This is a genomic window from Aeribacillus pallidus, assembly GCF_050478865.1.
GTDB lineage: Bacteria > Bacillota > Bacilli > Bacillales > JACDOC01 > JACDOC01.
Window position 1 is genome coordinate 114,448 of the sequence record NZ_JBCNBW010000021.1, and the last position, 16,849, is coordinate 131,296.

Sequence of the window (16,849 nt, forward strand, 5' to 3'; positions counted from 1 at the left end):
TTACCATCAGAGAGGGTAACGAACATGAAAAATGTAAAAACGAACCATTCTCCACTGAAACAACAGCTCATAGAGGAACAATTGTTACTTGAAGATAACCGTGTTTATTGGGAAATGATTAATGATGAACGTATGGAAAAATTGTATCGAGTGCTTAATGAACGCACTCGATACATCTCATTATTATTAGAGGGCGTAGATGATGGCCATAACCAAGCGGCAGTTCTCCGTACAGCAGATGCATTTGGAGTGCAAGATGTTACCATTGTTCGTGGACGAGCTCCGTTTCAACCAAACGTCAACATTACGAAAAGTGCAGATAAATGGTTAACAATCAAAGAAAAACCGACAATCGTAGAAGCGATTCGAGATTATCAGCAAGCAGGCTACCAAGTATTTGCGACCGATCTATCGGAAAAGAGTGTGTATTTAGAAGATGTAGATGTTTCGAAACCGACAGTTCTTTTATTTGGGAATGAGCATGCGGGCATATCGGATGATGCGAGAAACGCAGCGGACGGTACATTTGTTATCCCTATGAAAGGGTTTGTTCAAAGCTTAAATATTTCTGTGGCAGCAGCCATTACACTACATTATATCACCAACAAAGCAAAAGAAGTCGCAAAAGAGCGTTATTATTTAACCCTTGAAGAAAAACAAGAATTGTTAAAACAGTGGGTTCATTTATCCGTTCCGAAAAAATTACGAGCAAAGTTGACGGAATCGTAATATATCCGCTCTTGCCTAGATCAACCAGGTTCTTAATGCATACGAATAATGTGAGTATGTATAAAGGAGGTTACCCGATGCATTCACGTCAATTTGTTGGTGGGCCATTTTTTGGGGGTAGAAGACCGTTTTTCGGTAGCCCATTTTTTGGCGGCCCGTTTTTCGGTGGCCCATTTTTTGGCGGACTGCTTGGCGGCTTAGTAGGTAGTGCCATCTTCCGTCCACGTCCATACCCTTATTACTATCCGTACCCATATTATTATCCATATGGTTCGTATGGGTATTATTAAAAAGACCAATAAGAAATATTGTGGGGAGTACGTTAGCTAAAAGATAAATAACAAATTAAAAAGAAGGCGAGTCTGATGTAGACACGCCTTTTTCTATTGATATCGATGCTCCCAATGTTCAAATAAATCAATAATCCCTAATAAAATATGCCCTAAGCCCAACCAATAATCGTATTAGCACAAGTGTCCTTAGAAATGATGGGTAAGCCTTTCCTCATTCCCTCAATCGAGCATTATTTATTGGTTTGTAGTTTTCTCGTAAAAAATTCGTTTTCATTAGCAGTGAAATATGGTAAGTTGAACATGTAAAATATGGGAGGGGACGTCCATGAATGTTAAAAATACTTTATTAGAGGCGCTGCAAATTGAGTTAAAAACGGTCGATAAAGGGAAAGTAGTGGCTACTATGCCTGTGAATGAACGTACACGACAGCCATTTGGGTATTTACATGGAGGAGCATCCGTTGCCTTGGCAGAAACAGTTGCCAGCGTCGGGGCTTATACGCTCATTGATCAGGAAAATGAAATATGCTTCGGACTTGAGATTAATGCCAATCATATTAAATCCAAGCGAGATGGATTCGTGACAGCAATCGCTGAAGTCGTCCATCAAGGTAGAACAACAATGGTATGGAATATCCGTATCGTTGATGAACAAGAACAACTCATTTGTATTTCTCGATGTACTATTGCAGTTGTACCGAAAAAATAAACGTAAAAAAACGTGCAGACTTATGAACGATCTGCACGTTTCTTTTTTACACCTTTTAATTCGTCCCGTACACTGCCTTGCCAAAGCTTCACACCGGAATAGTAAGCTGCCCGGCTTATTAAATGTCCTGAGACAGGTGCAGTTAAAAAGATAAACACAATCCCGAGAAGGACACGAGAGTTAAAGTGTCCTTCATGAAGGAAGAAATATAAAAACGTCCCCAGTAAAATAGACATGATGCCAAGCGTGGCGCTTTTACTGGCAGCATGGTTTCTCGTGTACACGTCAGGGAGTCTTATCAAACCAACTGCGGTAACTAACGTCAACAAGGCACCGATGAGAATAAAAGCTCCGACAAAGAAATTAGCGATCTCGTTCACGTTCGATAATAACCCCCTTCTCTAAAAATTTCGCAAAGGCAACCGTACCGATAAACGCTAAAATACCAATTAATAGAATGACTTCTAAAAATGCATTCGTATCTAACAGGATGGACACGATCGCAACAATCGCGATGAGATTGATTCCCATCGCATCTAGAGCAATGACCCGATCGGGTACAGATGGTCCTTTAATGACTCGATAAATGAGACCGACCATGGAGATGGAAATAATGATTAACGAAATATTTAAAATAGTAGTTAACATTATTTGCTCACCTCCATAATCGCTTTTTCAAAAGAATTTTTTATTCCTTCAATCGCTGCTTGAACATCTGGTACATCCATCGCATGAACGTATAACGTTTTATTGTCCTCAGAGATGTCAATCACAAACGTTCCAGGTGTAAGGGTGATTAAATTCGCTAACATCGTAATTTCCCAGTCTTTCGTTAATTGGGTTGGCAGGGCGAAAATACCTGGTTGAATATCTAATTTCGGTTTTATGATGACTTTTAATACCGCAATATTCGAAAGAACTAACTCTTTTAAGAAAATAAGTAACAGTTTTAAAAGGGCTAAAAATGGAATGACGTAAAAACGAGAGTGAAAAAATCTTCGTAACGCAAAGATAATGATCAAGCCTAACACGTAACCGACGATAAAAGTCGACGGATCAAAAGAAACGGTCAAAAACATCCACATGAACGCTAAAAGTACATTTAACAACATTTGAAAAGCCATTATGCATTACTCCTTTAACACAGCTTCAATGTATATTGTCGGGTCGACGAGCACATCGGCAGCTTGGGCAAAAAACGGCTTGATCCATTCCACACTTACTCCGTAGAACACAGAAAGTATAATTAGGAATACGGCAGGGGCGAATAGTGAACCAATTGGCTTTTTCTCATAGGCTTTTGGTTCTCCCCAAAATCCATTGATGAAAATTTTCATGACTGAATATAACACCAACAAGCTGGATAAAAGGACAATTAGTGCTCCTATCATTTCTCCTTCCGCAAAGCCAGCACGGGCAATTAACACTTTTCCTACAAATCCACTAAATGGTGGCACACCAGCCAAGGAGAGAGCGGCAATGAAAAACGTCCATCCGAGCAGCGGATATGTTTTGATAAGGCCGCTGAACTCTTTCAGGCGGTTTGTTCCTGTAATATACGCGATAATCCCTACGAGTAGGAAAAGGGACGCTTTAATAATCATGTCATGAATGAGATAAAACACAGACCCTTCCAAACTTTCAGGTGTCATTACGGATATTCCATATGTAATGACACCAACAGCAACAATGATGTTATAAATGACAATTTTACGAATATCCCAATACGCAATGGCTCCAATGACCCCAACAATAATGGTAATTAAACTTAATCCACCTAAAATGGCGTGGGTGTACCCTGTTTCATGGTAGAACAACAGCGTGTACGTCCGCATGATAGAGTAGACGCCCACCTTTGTTAACAGAGCACCAAATAACGCTAATACTGGAGCAGGTGGAGCGTAATAAGAACCTGGTAGCCAGAAATAAAGCGGGAAAATCGCTCCTTTTAACCCAAACACAATCAAGAATAAAATCGCCACAACCGTAATAATACCTGGTTGTTCTACATCCGCAATACGAACGGATAAATGGGCCATATTTAACGTACCTGTCACAGAGTATAAGTACGCAACGCTAATCACAAATAACGCCGATGAAATTACGTTAACTAAAATATATTTAATGGACTCACGAAGCTGAATTTTTGTGCCTCCTAAAACGAGCAACACGTAGGAGGACATAAGCATCACTTCGAAGAATACGAAGAGGTTAAAAATATCTCCTGTTGTAAAGGCTCCGTTTACACCAACAATCATAAATTGAAACACGGAGTAGTAATAATATTTTTCACGTTCTACTCCAATAGTACGGAACGAATAGAACAGTACGGCAAGTGCAATCACGCTCGTTGTTAACACTAAAAGCGCAGAGAGCATATCCGAAACGAGCGTAATTCCGAAAGGTGCTTGCCAACTACCTAAATCTAACGTTTGAATGCCGTATAAATGTACATAGCGTACTAAAAAGATCGAAGCTAGCACGGTTCCGATCGTTGAAATCACCGAAACGGTCCGTTGCCAAAACACATTTTTCCCGATAAAAATTAACACAATGGCTGTAACTAACGGTATGAGTATCGGTAACATTAATAAATTAATCATTTCCTTCGTTTCCCCTCATTCGATCCATATTGTCTGTTCCAATTTCTTGATATGCTCGATAAGCGAGAACTAAGAAAAAGGAAGTGACACCAAAGCTAATAACAATCGCTGTTAAGATTAACGCTTGTGGTAATGGATCCACATATACTTCCGCATGCTCGCCTAATAGCGGAGCTGCTCCCCGTTTTAAGCCACCCATCGTTAAAATAAGTAGATGGGCTCCGTGGCTTAACAAACCAGTACCTATAATAATCCGCAACAAACTTTTACTAAGCATTAAATACGTCGCAGCTGTAAAAAGACAGCCGATGACAATCGCCATTAATATTTCCATTATTCACTCTCTCCTATCGTTTGAATAATGGTCATCGTGACACCAATAACCACTAAGTAGACACCTGTATCAAACAGGACCGCTGTGTGTAACGATGTCTTTCCTAAAAGAGGAAGATGAAAATAATCATACGCATGGGTTAAAAATGGGACGTCGAACAATAAGGCGCCAGCCCCTGTTCCAACAGCAAGGAGGAGACCAATGCCAATTAAAATTTTGTAGTCAATTGGTAAAATGCTTGTCACCGTTTTAATATCATAAGCTAGCAAAAGAAGGACGATGGCTCCTGAAGTCATCAATCCCCCAATAAATCCACCACCTGGATGATAGTGGCCAGCGAAGAAAAGCTGGATGGAAAACAAAATGATAATAAAGGTGACAACGGTCGTTACCGTTTGTAAAATCAAGTCATTTGTTTTCATCCTTCTTTCCTCCTTGTTAAGCGTAGTTTAATCATCGAGAAAATACCAAGTGCGGCAATACCTAATACACAAATTTCAAACATCGTATCAAAACCACGGAAATCAACGAGAATGACGTTAACCATGTTTTTACCGCCCGCTTCATTGTACGTATTTTCAACGTAATATTGTGCTATAGAGTCAAATAACTTTTGACTATGAGCAGATAAAGCAATCAATGTCACGATGGCACCAACGCCTAATGAAATAACGGCATTTCCAAGTTTGAAACTCATTCGAGTCTCGTGACGACTCAGCTTCGGTAAGTGATAGAAACAAAGAAGGAACAGCGCTACAGACACGGTCTCAATGACTAGCTGAGTTAACGCTAAATCAGGTGCACGGAACAACACAAAGAACAGCGATACGCTGTATCCAACTGAACCAAGGGCAATGATGGCGGTTAATCTTGATTTGGCTAATAGTGTCGTAATCGTTCCTGCAACCATGACAATGGCTAGAACAATTTCATACGTACCAACAGGCGCTACGTTAGACGTATCAAGAACAAATCCATTACGCACGACTAACGTAATGCTTAAAATGGAAATGAAAAAGATGAAAATATACACAAGATATGAACGGATAAACCCGGTCATATAGCTTCGGGTGAATTTATAGGAAGTTTGATCCATTAACTCTAATCCACGGTCATACAAGTAGTTAAACGTCAATTTTTCTGGTTGAAGGTTGTACACTTTCATCCATTTCGGCAATAGTTTATACAATCCAAGACCAACTAAAATGACACCTAACGTCATGCGAACTTCAATGGTAAAGCCGTGCCAATGCGAAATATGCACGTGGAATTCTTCTCCTGCATGTAACAGGCTTGCTAAAATAACACCAACCGCAGGAGCAATAATTGTCTCCGATAAGATATTCGGAAAAAATCCAAAAATAATAACTAATGATGCTAAGACGATTGGCGATATTAGCATACCAAACGGCGCTTCATGCGGTTTCTTTTCTAATTTTTCCGGCTGATACTTACCGGTGAAGGTTTTCGATACTAACATCACACTATACAAGAAAGTAAATATGCTACCAACCCACGCTAACACAGGGAATAAGAAGCCCCATGTTTCTAATGAGAAGAAGTCTAATTCAAGGACGTGAACCATCGCCGTAAAGAACATTTCTTTACTCAAAAATCCATTAAATGGTGGTAGGCCAGCCATCGAAAGGGAGCCGATAATCGCAATCGTAAACGTAATTGGCATAAAGCTCATTAAACCGCCTAAACGTCGGATATCACGAGTACCTGTTTCATGGTCGACAATACCGACGACCATAAAGAGACTACCTTTAAATGTCGCATGGTTTATTAAATGAAATACAGCAGCTAACGTGGCTACCGTATATATGTTTTCATCCATTCCTTCAAAATGAAGCGCAGCCGCTCCTACTCCTAAAAGGGACATAATTAAGCCAAGCTGACTCACTGTGGAATAAGCTAAAATACCTTTTAAGTCCGTTTGTTTAACGGCATTAAAAGAGGCCCAGAATAACGTAAGGATTCCGATTCCACCGACAAGCCAGAGCCATACTCCGGAAATCGCAAATACTGGACTTAAACGTGCGACTAAATAAATACCGGCTTTAACCATCGTTGCCGAGTGCAAGTACGCACTGACTGGGGTAGGCGCTTCCATGGCATCAGGAAGCCAAATATGAAACGGAAATTGCGCTGATTTTGTAAATGCACCGAGTAGGACAAGCAACATTGCAGGAATAAATAGTGGATGAGCAGTTAAATCACCTGCTTGACTAATTAATTCTCTAATGCTGAATGTATTGCCCATGAGGGATAAAAGCAAAAATCCTCCCAACATGGAAAGACCACCAAACACCGTTATTAGCATCGATTTTTCAGCACCGTACCGAGAGCGCTCTCTATGATACCAATAACCGATTAGTAAAAAGGATGAGAAAGATGTAAATTCCCAGAACATGTACAACACAATTAGGTTATCGGACAGAACAACTCCAAGCATAGCCCCCATAAATAGCAAGAGGTATACGTAAAAATTATGAAGTTGTTCTTTTTTCTTGGACAGGTAATAAACAGAATACAAAACAACAAGCGAACCGATACCTGTAATCAGGAGTGCAAATAGTAATCCTAACCCATCGACATGGGCCGTAAAGTTCATCCCAAGTGATGGGATCCACTCCATCGTTTTTGTTACAGTATTGTGTTCTCTTGTTAATGGTAAATATTGAAGAAAGTAAATGAACAAGACAATTGGTAACGGAAGAACAAACCACCCGGTATGGATGGAGCGAAAGGCTTTATATAAGAACGGTACGAGAATGGCCATCAAAAATGGCGCGATAATTGCTAAATGCAACAGAGTCACGTCTAGTACCCCCTTTTGTATGTAGAATGTTGTTGCAAAATTATGAACATCGATCTGAACAAAAGTCCTCTTTCAGCTTATCCTTTTTTGGGTCTTTGATGCAATAATTTTGCCAGTCCTTCTTGGTGGTTTTTGTCGAAAAACCTCTATGCAATTATAACGTAAAATGAGTGCGTTTGCATGAATGATTCTTTTTTTTCTTGCTGTATTAAAGCAAAACATTTGACATAATATACGAATAAAAATGATAAAAAGTTGCATAAATTTTCTTTTTCCTTCCCACACTATCCAATGGGGTGGATTTATGCGAAGAAAAGTTGTTTTAGCTTGTACACTTTTTGCCGTTTTATTCGTTGCTGCCTGGCGCTATCACCATGTACATGTTGATGAATATTATGTCGAAACCAATGATCGTGGAGTAGTTATACAGCTAAAAAGTACGACTCCTCTTCAACTGGAAGATGCCGTCATTCCGTTCAAACCGAGACAATATATACGAAAACGTGCGATGTGAAAAACTGCTACGGCCAAAGAGTGCCTAGGCAGTTTTTTTAGTGATTTTTAAAAAAATGTACAAAATTTGGTAATTGAATAGAGGATAAATTGAAAATAATCGAATTGAATGTACGAAAGATGTGACGTTACTTTTTTAAAAATCTCGGCTTAAAATGTGGACAAATGTTAGAAGAAGTGGACAAAAACAAGAAAAAGTGGACAAAATTTTAAGAAAACTGAACAAAAGTCGAAAAACTGGACTAAGCCAAATTATACTCTGATATGTTATGATATAAACGAATGGAAAAATGTAGAGGATGGACGTGGATGAGTCACTATAGTGGGTATTTTCCTTTTTTTTCTATTGTGCTGTTTAGCATTTCCTTTGGATTATTTGGGGAAAATGCGCTCCTCCATTGGTTTGAAAACATTGGATTGTACGGTGGGATGTTGGAGTTTTTGTCGGAACAAGAGCTCAGAATCTTATTATTTGTTTTTTGCTCAATCACTTGTTTTATGTTACTTGCGGCGTTGAAACTCGTGGCCGAGACGTTTCATGAGTTCGCCGTTTTATTATTTGTTCGTACTGAAGAAGATGCGATTAAAGTTCGCGTTAATCGGTCGGGGCTGACGATACTACTTATTGGTGGGTTTGTTTCAGTTTTATTTACGAAATCCATTTTCGCTATCGGACTCATATTTATTACCACCAAGGTTGTCTATTTTTTCTATTACTTGTATCAAATGAGTTCCGTATTAACACCGCTTTCGTTAATCGGTTTTATTACGTTTCAAATCGCTAGTTGGTCATCATCGATCGTATTTATTTCATACGCGTTTTTAAAGCTATACAACAGCATTCTCGCCAGTTTACCGATATAAAAAATCCCCTTTCATCAAGGGGATTTTACTTTGGAAAATTGAATTAGACCTACGATTAAGCAAAGAATACTTCCAGCCCAAAGAATTCCTGCTTGCCCTAAAAGGAGCGATATTTCTTCTGAGGCCATCGGATGATGTTGGTCAACACGAATGGATTGCATTCCGAAATAAATCGCTATCGAGAGTAAAATAAGATGAACTATCACCCACATGTATGCGAGGCGATGGTTTTTATTTTTGACAAAAAGTAAGATATTTACCAGAAAGGCCATGCCTATAACGAACGAAGCACCACCAATTAACAGACCCATAACTTCTTCTTCCAACGGCACCGAAACCACCTCTTTTGATAAAAAATTCCAGTTATAAAAATTGTAAAATAAATACATTACCATATTCAATGATGAAAAGACATGCACAATTAGCATGTCTTTTATTGGAACAGCTCTTCCCATATGCGTAATTCCGGATTCGTTCTTTCCCATGTTTGTAAATTTTCCGGGCGGTCTTTTCCTACCCAAACGCCGGCTGTCCATTGGTCGGTGATGCCGATGAACCAAAAATCTTTAAATTCGTTAGTCGTTCCCGTTTTTCCACCGACAAACGAAGACTTTGGACGCTTTAATGATTGTGCCGTACCAGTACGAACGACTTCTTGTAGTAACATTCGCATCTTTTTCACAGTTTCTTCCGACCACACGATGGTTCGCTCATCTTTCCAATCATACAGCACGTTTCCTTCTTTGTCCGTTACTTTTCGAATAGCGCGTGCTGGCACATACGTTCCGTTTTGGAAAACGGTGTATGCATCGGTAAGTTCAAGAGGAGAAACCCCGTACGTCAGCCCACCAATCGCAGCAGGAAGCTTCTGATCCATTTCATTCACTCGTGAAAAGGAAAACAAGTTGAAATATTGAAAAGCGGATTTGATTCCCATTTCATGTACCAGCCGAACAGCAGGCGTATTGTAAGACTTAGCAAACGCTTGTAAAAGGGACACCCATCCGTAGGTCGTCCCACCGTAATTTTGAGGACAATACCCTTGATAACAAAATGCACCGACATTTACTCGTTTCGTTAACGGAGGTTGATAGCGCTCAATATAAGGGCCATATACAAGAAGAGGTTTAATGGCAGAGCCAGGTTGACGAAACGCTTGGAAACCACGATGGAAATCGTATTTTTTGTAATGGACTCCACCGGTAATCGCAACAATTTCATGGTTCGTATGGTCAATAACCACTGCTGCTCCTTGAATGCCCGTTCCTTGTAATACTTTTTGGACACTTGCGACGGCTCGTTCTTGAACGGTAGGAAAGAGGGCGGTATGAATATACACACCACTTTCAAGAATGGTTTGCACTCGTTGATCGAGCTCTTCTTGAATGTGTTTGATTTCCGTTTCATCTGTCGCCTCATGGAGACGCGCTGTATATCCCTCTTGTTCGGCAATGAGTTGTTTGAGCTCATGTTCCACGTAAACAGCGTAATCCGGAAACCGATCGACTTTTCTTTTTAGATGGAGCTGAATCGGCTCACGTTTGATTTGTTCACCTTCTTGAGAAGTTAACATGCCGTGCTCCACTAGGAGGTCAATCAGCCGTTCTTGGCGTTGCTTCGTATCGTCAAAATGTTTTAATGGGTTATATTTGCTCGGATTATTCGGAATGGCCGCAAGAAAGGCTTGCTCTCCTTTCGTTAAGTCCGGTACCCTTTTTTGAAAATAAAATTGGGCGGCCGAGCCAATTCCGTATATTCCGTTATGAAAGTAAATGGCATTTAAATAGTACTCTAATATTTGTTTTTTCGTATAAATTTGTTCTAACTGGTAGGCATATAAAATTTCCTGCAATTTTCGTTCGTACGTTTGATCGTGGGACAAATACACGTTTCGAACAAGCTGCTGGGTAATCGTACTTCCTCCTTGTTCGATACCTTGTGTTTTTACATTTGTAATGAGCGCACGGGTAATCGCTAGTAAATCAAACCCTTTATGCTCGTAAAACATATGGTCCTCTGATAGGACGAACAGTTGTTGTAAAAAAAGCGGAATCTCGTCTAACGACACGTACAGACGATTAGTTGGTCCGATTTCTGCAAAAAGTTGGCTGTCCCGGTCGAGCAAATAACTCGTTTCAGGAAGATGGATCGGTTTGAGTGGAAATTTTGTAAATTGTTCAGACTGAACCTTCCGCACTTCCCATTCCTTTTCAAAAAGACGAATTCCTTGGATGAAAAAAATAAGTAAACATCCGGTAATGAAAAACCCTATCCACGTTCTTATATTCATTGTTACTCCTATTTCGTACTTTCATATGGTGATGATAGTCTCTGTTGTTCTTTCATTCCCTTCCATAATAACATGCAGCAGAAGAAAAAGGAGACTTGTCATGTAAAAAACGGAAGAAATGAGAAAATTCTGCTTTTCAATGGTAATGGGTAACCACCTTTTTTAAAAATATTTCGCCTTACTAAATATTTATAACCTGTTTTTGATGTCTATTTCAATATTTTTGCATTTTTCTTTTAAATTAGAAAAATATTTAAAGCGCCCATGATATAATGTTAGATAACAAGGTATTTTGTTCGGCAGGTTGTGACGGTTGTAAATACAACGAAAGTTAGAAGGTGAAGTAGGTGAATGAACAGCAACTCCTTTTTATGGACTTTGAGTTCACGATGGCCGAATCTGGGAAGAGACGAGGATTTGTACCAGAAATTATTGAAGCCGGCATCGTTGTCGTACGTGAAGGAAAAATCGTTGAACAATTTTCATCATTTGTTCAACCCAAACTGTTTCCTAAGTTATCCGAGCGGTGTAAAACTTTTTTAAAGATTTCACAAGAGCAAGTGAATCACGGAATTACGTTTGAAGAATTGTACGAGCAAATGAAAAAATGGGATGAGTTTGGGCCAAGTCGTATTGTTACATGGGGGAACATGGATATGAAAGTCCTTCGTGACCATTGTGAGCGGGAAGAGGTTCCGTTCCCATTGGATGCTCGGTTTATTGATTTATCAATGGAGTATAAACGGTTTTTTGGGGACCGCAATCAAACGGGGTTGTGGAAAGCGATACAGGAATATGGAAAAGAAGGGGTCGGTCATCACCATCGGGCGTTAGATGATGCGTTGACAACGTACCATATTTATCGGTTGTTTGAAAGAGATAAGCAGTATTTGAAAAAATCCGATCCACCGACCATTGGGGACCGCGTCGATTTACAACAATTATTAAATTACATTTCGTTTGGACAATAGCCAAAAAAGCTGTCTCGAAATCAGTTTCGAAACAGCTTTTTTGCTGTTTAAGCAAATGTCAATCGGTACATTAACTCGTATTCTTTTTGAATACTTTGTAAAGCGAGTAAGCTTTTTTCAGCAAACGGTGTGGCTTCTTGTTTTAATTCTTCTTTTAAATGATAAAAAGCTTGTTGCAATGACTCTTTGTAGTCTGGCACTTCACCTTCATACGATTTTACCATTTGTTTAGGGATATTGGCACGTTCGTAATGGGCTAAAGCTTTTCGTTCATGGAAAAAAGGCACATCCACCTGCTTCGGATGGTGTAAATCCCCTTGCATTGGGTGCTTAACCACCGCTAAAATTTTGACAACGAAATGGGACGGGCCTTCATCCGTCACTTCACCAATATATTTTCCGGTTTTGTAAATACAAGTGACAAGATCGTTCGTTTGGATGGCAGACATGTGGAACCTCCTTAAAAAATTGTTTAATTTTATTATGAACGACATGAAGATGGTTCGAAAGTAAAAAATAAGATAAGAAGGGAAGGAATTAAAGCAATGGTTCGAGCGATTGTATTCGTCATTTTACCTTTGATTATGTTATTATCAGGGTGCAAAGAATCTTCGCAGGCAAGCGATGCGGAAATGAAAAATGAAGGAGAAGAAACAATGACAAATGAAGTAATGTATCCACAATTAACTACCGACGTTTTAGAAAACGAAATCGTCGTGGAAATGGTCACTAATCACGGAACAATAACATTAAAATTGTTTCCGGAACATGCACCAAAAGCGGTCGAAAACTTTGTTACCCACAGCAAAAATGGGTACTACAATGGCTTAACGTTTCACCGCGTCATTAAAGATTTTATGATTCAAGGTGGTGACCCAAATGGAAATGGAACAGGTGGCGAAAGTATTTGGGGAGAGCCGTTCGAAGACGAATTTTCCAAAGAATTATTCCATCTTCGTGGGGCGTTATCCATGGCGAATGCTGGTCCAAATACGAACGGAAGCCAATTTTTCATCGTTCAAAACGCAAGCCTAGACCCGAGCTTTAAAGGGCAAATGGAACAAGCGGGCTTCCCGAAAGAAATTATTGAGGCGTATATTGAAAACGGTGGAACACCTTGGTTAGATTTCCGTCATACCGTATTTGGACAAGTAATTGCAGGAATGGACGTTGTAGACAAAATTGCGAACGTATCAACAGGTTTACATGACAAGCCGGTAGAGGACGTTATTATTGAAAAAATGAACGTTGTTCAAGAATAAATGATTTTGAACAAATAAGGGGTTTATCGGAATGTTACAACTCTTTTTATACTTTCCAGAAGATAAATCAGAATATATTCCAGCGACGATTACGATGGCCATTTTTATTATTGCAGCCATCATTACGATGCGGTTCATTATTCGCTACTCGAAAAAAGAAGAAGAGAAAGCAAAACAGTTTGAACAACAACTAAAGAATCAACAAAACGATGATAGCAGTCAGAAATAATCTGGCTGCTTTTTCTTTTGGATGAATATTCCATAATGGTGTAGGCAACAATGGTAGGAGAATCTTGGCATAGGTGGAGGAATGTAACGTGCGAAAGATACTTCCTATCATTGGAGTTACCTTTTTGTTAGCGGCTTGTGCGGAACAACATCCGAAAAAGTTGGATGTAGATATGATGAATCGTGATGGAGATTCATTAGGGAAAATTACGTTAGAAGAACAAGCGGAAGGCGTTTTAGTAAAAGTGGACTTAAAAGGACTCCCTTCAGGTGAGCATGCGATCCATTTTCATAATAAAGGCGTCTGTGAACCACCGGACTTTACATCCGCTGGCGACCATTTTAACCCAGATGAAAAAGATCATGGGCTCTTAAATCCAGAGGGGGCACATGCGGGTGATTTACCTAATCTCATTGTAGAAGATGATGGTACGGTAAAGGTTGAAATTTTGGCTTCCCAAGTGACACTAAAAGAAGGGAAAAACTCCTTATATACAAAAGAAGGAACTTCGATTGTGATACACCAAGAAGCCGATGACGGAATGTCACAACCGGCAGGAAACGCCGGCGAACGAATTGCCTGTGGAGAAATTAGCACTGAAAAAACGGTGAAATAAAAAAGGAGGCTAGATTAACTAGTCTCCTTTTTCGATTTGTCCTAGCGCTTTTTTTAATCGTTCTAATCCCTCCAGTAGTTGGGATCTTGGTGTAGCGACATTCATGCGGACAAATCCTTCGCCGCCAGGACCGAATTTTTCTCCGGGTTCCAAAGCGAGGTGTCCTTTTTGCACAAGGATTCGATGCAATTCTTTTGGACTGAGTCCGAGTTTTCGACAATCAATCCAAACTAAATACGTTCCCTCCGGTGGTATGACGGTCAACGCAGGAAGATGTTGTTCGATGAACGTTTTTACTAATTGAATATTTTCATATAAATAGCCTAATAATGCATCTAGCCAGTCATCCCCGTACCGATATGCTGCCTCTAATGCCACAATGCCCATGGTGTTTAATGTAAAATAGCCTTGGCGTTTCATTTGCTGACCGATGAGAGTTCGTAAGCGCTTGTTTGGGATAATCATAGCAGATGCTTGCAAACCAGCTATGTTGAACGTTTTACTTGGGGAAACCAGTGTAATGACTTGTTCTCTCCATTCAGGAAACGAGGCGATAGGTATATGTTTGTGGGGTGGAAAAGTAAGGTCTGCATGGATTTCATCAGATAAAATCGTTACATCGTATTGTTGGCACAGCTTTCCGATTTTTTTGAGTTCTTCTTTCGTCCATACGCGACCGACTGGATTGTGGGGACTACAGAATAAAAATAGCTTGACTCCTGCTTGAAGCTTTTGTTCGAAGTCAGCAAAATTGAATTCGTACGTATTACACTTAAACACTAATGGATTATTGATGAGCTTTCTTCCGTTTAGCTTAATCATGTCAAAAAACGGATGATACACCGGTGCTTGAATAAGCACGCTATCTCCTGGTTCGGTTAATGCTTGAATGCAGGAACTAATGGCCGGAACCACACCGATATGGTAGACGAGCCATTCGGTCGAAATGTTCCAATGGTGACGTCGTTTCATCCATTGTTGAACCGCTTGGCTCGCTTTTTCAGGAACGTGCGTGTAGCCGAAAATGCCATGTTGCAACCGGTCTTGTAAGGAATCTAGCACTTCTTGCGGCGGACGAAAGTCCATATCTGCCACCCACATCGGTAATAGATCTTCTTTTCCAAACATTGTTTTCATTAGATCCCATTTGACGGAAGCTGTTTGTTTTCGCAGAATCACTTCATCAAAATTGAATCGCTTTGCCAATTTGCATCATTCCTTTTCAACATCTTCTTACTGTTATGATAAAATAAGGTGTCAGAAAGACCAAATAAAAAGGTGATGCGCTTTGGATATTCAACAATTAAATTTACGTCTTGTTGAAGCGTTAAAAAAATGGGATCCTTTTCAGTTAGGAGAGGATTTTTACGATACGGAAATTGTTGATGTCGTTCAAGAAGTACATCAATTGGACGATGCCAACCAATTAGCGAAAGAGATTCAGCGTATTTATGAATTTTCCTTTGAACAAGTCATTCCATTGGAAGCCTGCATTCAAATCGCCAAGAAATTGCTATTAATTAAAGAAAAACAAAGCTGTGAATTGTAAATTAAAGGTAGCCTTATTAAAGGCTCTTTTTTTTTTTTTGAACAACAGATAAGAGCAAAATCTTTTTGTTCAAGGAAAAATTGTTACAAATTAAGAGAAAACATCCTACCGAGTAACATTTATCCTAAACCAATCGCATCTTTTTGAAAAAAGGTTTGAATGTACCGCTGTATTTCGTTTGGTTTTTCTTCTGGCAGCAGGTGACCAGTATTTTCTAACACGACAAGCTGTGCGTTCGTTAAATCTTGGGCTAACCGTTCACCGACATGAAGTGGAACGACGCGATCTTCTTTTCCCCAGATAAGAAGACACGGCGTTTGAATACGATTTAACTCTTGTTTTGGTAAATCGCCTTCCCGGTCGCGAATCATTTTATTTAAAGCCACAAATATATCGTTTTCTAAAAACGGTTGGATATAGCCAAATACCATTTCATCATCAATGAGCGAATGGTCACAGACACAATTTTGTAATTTGGACAGAATGCCTTTTCTAGCTATATGAAATTTGACAAACAAATGAAAATACGGGAGGTAGCTTGAAAGGATAATGGGGACTCGAGCCCTTTTCATATAGCTTGTACTACATAAGAGAACGCCTTTTTCAACGAAGGACGGCTCTAACGTCATCATGTTTAAGGCGATTTGTCCTCCCATGGAATGGCCGATGACATACGCCTTTTGAATGCCTAAGTAATCAAGCAGTTCTAAAACCGTTTTCGCTAAATTTTTATACGAATACTTATATTTATCACATTTACCGCTTTTTCCGAATGGAGGAAGATCAATGGATATGACATTGTAATGGTCTGTTAATGAAGGAATCAGGCGCCGGAAAGTAAAACTCGATGAAAGAAATCCATGAATTAACACAACGTATTCGTCAGATAACGCTTTCTCGTATTTTTCATAATATACGTCAATATTGTTTATGTGTGCTATCTGTTCAATCGTTGCTGTCATTTATCTTTCACTCCCCCATGAAAAATTGTGGCTCTCTGTCAATTGTGGTGGTGCAAATATTTCCAATACTCTCTCTTTGGAAGGAATGTAGGTTAACCTAC

At 39.6% G+C, this 16,849-nt stretch carries 22 protein-coding genes; 10 read left to right on the top strand and 12 right to left on the bottom strand.

Annotated elements, in window-relative coordinates:
- Positions 1–24: 24 nt before the first annotated feature.
- The 3 genes from ABES52_RS05660 (at position 25) to ABES52_RS05670 (ending at position 1,731) form a co-directional block, all read left to right on the top strand.
- Positions 25–729 (top strand): TrmH family RNA methyltransferase, encoded by a 705-nt coding sequence (locus tag ABES52_RS05660; protein WP_429649820.1) that lies wholly within the window; start codon positions 25–27, stop codon positions 727–729.
- 77 nt (positions 730–806) lie between these two features.
- Positions 807–1,019: an inner spore coat protein YmaG gene (locus ABES52_RS05665; RefSeq protein WP_429649822.1), complete on the top strand. Its 213-nt coding sequence runs from the start codon at positions 807–809 to the stop codon at positions 1,017–1,019.
- Between the two features lie 328 nt (positions 1,020–1,347).
- Positions 1,348–1,731, top strand: coding sequence for a hotdog fold thioesterase (locus ABES52_RS05670; protein WP_429649824.1), 384 nt, complete (start codon positions 1,348–1,350; stop codon positions 1,729–1,731).
- A 20-nt stretch (positions 1,732–1,751) separates the two neighbouring features.
- On the opposite strand, the gene mnhG is transcribed toward ABES52_RS05670, so the two are convergent.
- The 7 genes from mnhG to ABES52_RS05705 are packed head-to-tail and all read right to left on the bottom strand — an operon-like array spanning position 1,752 to position 7,492.
- Positions 1,752–2,111 (bottom strand): monovalent cation/H(+) antiporter subunit G, encoded by a 360-nt coding sequence (gene mnhG, locus ABES52_RS05675; RefSeq protein ID WP_429649826.1) that lies wholly within the window; start codon positions 2,109–2,111, stop codon positions 1,752–1,754.
- A complete protein-coding gene (locus ABES52_RS05680) occupies positions 2,095–2,379 on the bottom strand; it encodes a Na(+)/H(+) antiporter subunit F1 (protein WP_429649828.1) in 285 nt (94 codons plus the stop codon). The genes mnhG and ABES52_RS05680 overlap by 17 nt, the downstream gene beginning before the upstream one ends.
- On the bottom strand, positions 2,379–2,855 hold the full coding sequence (locus ABES52_RS05685; RefSeq protein ID WP_429649830.1) for a Na+/H+ antiporter subunit E: 477 nt from the start codon (positions 2,853–2,855) through the stop codon (positions 2,379–2,381). Before ABES52_RS05685 ends, ABES52_RS05680 begins: the two co-directional genes overlap by 1 nt.
- Before the next feature lie 6 nt (positions 2,856–2,861).
- Positions 2,862–4,334 (bottom strand): Na+/H+ antiporter subunit D, encoded by a 1,473-nt coding sequence (locus tag ABES52_RS05690; protein ID WP_429649832.1) that lies wholly within the window; start codon positions 4,332–4,334, stop codon positions 2,862–2,864.
- Positions 4,327–4,668: a Na(+)/H(+) antiporter subunit C gene (locus ABES52_RS05695; protein ID WP_429649834.1), complete on the bottom strand. Its 342-nt coding sequence runs from the start codon at positions 4,666–4,668 to the stop codon at positions 4,327–4,329. Before ABES52_RS05695 ends, ABES52_RS05690 begins: the two co-directional genes overlap by 8 nt.
- Positions 4,668–5,090: a Na(+)/H(+) antiporter subunit B gene (locus tag ABES52_RS05700; protein WP_429649836.1), complete on the bottom strand. Its 423-nt coding sequence runs from the start codon at positions 5,088–5,090 to the stop codon at positions 4,668–4,670. The genes ABES52_RS05695 and ABES52_RS05700 overlap by 1 nt, the downstream gene beginning before the upstream one ends.
- A complete protein-coding gene (locus ABES52_RS05705; RefSeq protein ID WP_429649838.1) occupies positions 5,087–7,492 on the bottom strand; it encodes a Na+/H+ antiporter subunit A in 2,406 nt (801 codons plus the stop codon). Before ABES52_RS05705 ends, ABES52_RS05700 begins: the two co-directional genes overlap by 4 nt.
- A gap of 304 nt (positions 7,493–7,796) precedes the next feature.
- Between ABES52_RS05705 and ABES52_RS05710 the strand changes: the two genes are divergently transcribed.
- Positions 7,797–8,006, top strand: coding sequence for a hypothetical protein (locus ABES52_RS05710; RefSeq protein ID WP_429649840.1), 210 nt, complete (start codon positions 7,797–7,799; stop codon positions 8,004–8,006).
- Between the two features lie 308 nt (positions 8,007–8,314).
- Entirely contained in the window at positions 8,315–8,869 is a 555-nt protein-coding gene (locus ABES52_RS05715; RefSeq protein WP_429649842.1) for a DUF5366 family protein, read from the top strand.
- A gap of 14 nt (positions 8,870–8,883) precedes the next feature.
- Here ABES52_RS05715 and ABES52_RS05720 read toward each other — a convergent pair whose 3' ends face one another.
- A complete protein-coding gene (locus ABES52_RS05720; protein ID WP_429649844.1) occupies positions 8,884–9,201 on the bottom strand; it encodes a hypothetical protein in 318 nt (105 codons plus the stop codon).
- A 101-nt stretch (positions 9,202–9,302) separates the two neighbouring features.
- Positions 9,303–11,159, bottom strand: a complete 1,857-nt coding sequence (locus ABES52_RS05725) for a transglycosylase domain-containing protein (RefSeq protein WP_429649846.1) — start codon at positions 11,157–11,159, stop codon at positions 9,303–9,305.
- Between the two features lie 347 nt (positions 11,160–11,506).
- On the opposite strand from ABES52_RS05725, the gene kapD reads away from it, so the two are divergent.
- Positions 11,507–12,130, top strand: a complete 624-nt coding sequence (gene kapD, locus ABES52_RS05730; protein WP_429649848.1) for a 3'-5' exonuclease KapD — start codon at positions 11,507–11,509, stop codon at positions 12,128–12,130.
- A 47-nt stretch (positions 12,131–12,177) separates the two neighbouring features.
- On the opposite strand, the gene kapB is transcribed toward kapD, so the two are convergent.
- Positions 12,178–12,579 carry a kinase-associated lipoprotein KapB gene (kapB, locus tag ABES52_RS05735; RefSeq protein WP_429649850.1) on the bottom strand — a complete coding sequence of 134 codons (402 nt, stop codon included), beginning with the start codon at positions 12,577–12,579 and terminating at the stop codon, positions 12,178–12,180.
- Positions 12,580–12,786: 207 nt separating this feature from the next.
- Between kapB and ABES52_RS05740 the strand changes: the two genes are divergently transcribed.
- The 3 genes from ABES52_RS05740 to ABES52_RS05750 all read left to right on the top strand — a co-directional run bounded on the left by ABES52_RS05740 (position 12,787) and on the right by ABES52_RS05750 (position 14,237).
- Positions 12,787–13,392, top strand: coding sequence for a peptidylprolyl isomerase (locus ABES52_RS05740; protein WP_429649866.1), 606 nt, complete (start codon positions 12,787–12,789; stop codon positions 13,390–13,392).
- 31 nt (positions 13,393–13,423) lie between these two features.
- On the top strand, positions 13,424–13,621 hold the full coding sequence (locus tag ABES52_RS05745; RefSeq protein ID WP_429649852.1) for a hypothetical protein: 198 nt from the start codon (positions 13,424–13,426) through the stop codon (positions 13,619–13,621).
- A gap of 106 nt (positions 13,622–13,727) precedes the next feature.
- Positions 13,728–14,237 (top strand): superoxide dismutase family protein, encoded by a 510-nt coding sequence (locus tag ABES52_RS05750; RefSeq protein ID WP_429649868.1) that lies wholly within the window; start codon positions 13,728–13,730, stop codon positions 14,235–14,237.
- Between the two features lie 18 nt (positions 14,238–14,255).
- Here ABES52_RS05750 and ABES52_RS05755 read toward each other — a convergent pair whose 3' ends face one another.
- Positions 14,256–15,443, bottom strand: a complete 1,188-nt coding sequence (locus ABES52_RS05755) for a MalY/PatB family protein (protein ID WP_429649854.1) — start codon at positions 15,441–15,443, stop codon at positions 14,256–14,258.
- A gap of 82 nt (positions 15,444–15,525) precedes the next feature.
- Here ABES52_RS05755 and ABES52_RS05760 point away from each other — a divergent pair, with 82 nt between their 5' ends.
- Positions 15,526–15,786 (top strand): DUF1871 family protein, encoded by a 261-nt coding sequence (locus ABES52_RS05760; protein WP_429649856.1) that lies wholly within the window; start codon positions 15,526–15,528, stop codon positions 15,784–15,786.
- 119 nt (positions 15,787–15,905) lie between these two features.
- Here ABES52_RS05760 and ABES52_RS05765 read toward each other — a convergent pair whose 3' ends face one another.
- Positions 15,906–16,748 carry an alpha/beta fold hydrolase gene (locus tag ABES52_RS05765; RefSeq protein WP_429649858.1) on the bottom strand — a complete coding sequence of 281 codons (843 nt, stop codon included), beginning with the start codon at positions 16,746–16,748 and terminating at the stop codon, positions 15,906–15,908.
- Positions 16,749–16,849: the final 101 nt, after the last annotated feature.